The 1744-nt window shown below is 33.0% G+C and carries 1 protein-coding gene; it reads left to right on the top strand.

Features of this window, described 5'->3' with window-relative positions:
* Positions 1 to 127: 127 nt before the first annotated feature.
* A complete protein-coding gene (locus JCM7501_RS12370; protein ID WP_012995237.1) occupies positions 128 to 1546 on the top strand; it encodes a transposase in 1419 nt (472 codons plus the stop codon).
* Positions 1547 to 1744 lie beyond the last annotated feature (198 nt).

The following is a 1744-nucleotide window of genomic DNA, read 5'->3' as shown; positions in this document are numbered from 1 at the left end:
AGGTCTTTGCAGAATCCCAAAATCCTTATGGATTAAGGGATTCTGCTATATATTTTCAAAGGAATTCCTCCACTTTCGTCGAATTTATATAGAGAACCAAATCCCAAAAAGAAATGGAGGAAATCCTATGAAAATCAAAGCTAAACAACTTTCTCTCTCCGATATTTACGATGATGTTCAATCCTTCTTTGAAGAAGATAAACCCAAGTTTATTAAACTCTTTGATTCCTTTATTGATTTATCTGAACTTATTCCACCTTCTTTTTACGCCCATTATTATTCTCACTTCGGGCGTCATAGGGATTTTTCTCTTGAATCTATGCTCACTGCTTTGATTATCCAAAAAATTCTCTCTATCCCTACTGTTCAACTCCTTGTCCATGTTCTTAAGCTATCTAAAGAATTAAGAGAGCTTTGTGGCTTTAAAAGAGTCCCTCATCCTTCTCAATTCTCTAGATTTAAATCCATTTTCCTCAAAGATTTGGAGAATTTCTTCAATAATCTTGTTAATTTAACTGAGCCTATTTGTCAGGCTATTAATCCTTCCATTTCTAATATCCTCATCGCTGATACTACTGGCTTTGAACCTTATGTCAGAGAAAATAATCCTAAGTTCTTTGATTCCCTTTATAGAAATATTAAAAAGTTCTCTAAATCTAATCCTGATTTTGATGCCCACTCTTATGCTTGTTCTAAAATGCCTAAGTTCGCTCACTCTAATCCTGATGCTAAATTCTCTTATATTAATGGCCATTATTGTTACTCTATCAAAGCTACCATCCTCACTAATGGCTTAGGCATTATTCAGCATATTAGTTTCTATGACGATGATTCTTTAAATGTCAATACTGCTAAATCTGCTGCCGAGTCTAAAGATTTGTACGATTCTAAAACTTTAATCCCTTCTCTTAAGGAATTCTTTAATTTACATCCTAATTTCTCTTATAGATACTTCTTAGGTGACGCTGGGTTTGATTCTTTTGATAATTATAAATACTTGTTCTCAAAGCTTGGCATAATCCCTATTATCCCTATTAACCCTCGAAATTCTAAAAACTTACCTCAGCCTACTTTTAACTCTGATGGTATCCCTACCTGCCCCCGTGACCCTTCTCTTAAAATGTCCTATGATGGCATCGTTCGGGAAAAAGGTAGAGCTACCAGAATTAAATGGCTTTGCCCTATGTCCAAAAAAGTTAGACTAAATGGTAAAACTACTTATATCCTTCAATGTGATAACCCCTGTACCTCTTCTAAATGTGGCAGAATATTCTATACTACCCTTGATATTGATTTTAGAAAAAATACTTTTGTCCCTCGTAACTCTAAAAAGTGGTCCAAACTTTATGAAAAACGCCCTATTATTGAAAAATCTATTTCTCTTTTAAAAAGTTCTATCGCTGTTGATAGCTTTAAACTCATAAATACCAGGTCAATCAAAGCTGATGTTTTTCTTGGGGCTATCACTCAACATATTGGTTTAATTATTACTGCAAAGCTTGGTACTTTTGAACATCCTTTATCTTTGAAAAAACTTTTGGCTTGATAACTTGTTCTTATGATTTGATTTGTTTGTCATCTTTTTACATTAAAAAGGTGTGTTAAGTATTGTCTTTTTTGAATTTGTATCTTTCTTCCATTTCTCTTTTTCCGTCTTGAGTGTGCCTTTAAAATGTAATTTCTTTATTTTGTTCCTTGTAATGTAACTTTTTTACTCTAATATTTATCTCATTTTGCAATCACC

Origin of the sequence: Thermoanaerobacter thermocopriae JCM 7501 (genome assembly GCF_001310975.1) — a bacterium.
Classification (GTDB): Bacteria; Bacillota; Thermoanaerobacteria; order Thermoanaerobacterales; family Thermoanaerobacteraceae; genus Thermoanaerobacter; species Thermoanaerobacter thermocopriae.
Note: the sequence above shows the minus strand (reverse complement) of the source record. Positions and strands in the feature narration are given on the sequence as shown.

Excerpts from the sequence above, each read along its gene's own strand:
- JCM7501_RS12370 (WP_012995237.1), top strand. The coding sequence starts at position 128 with ATGAAAATCAAAGCTAAACAACTTTCTCTCTCCGATATTTACGATGAT.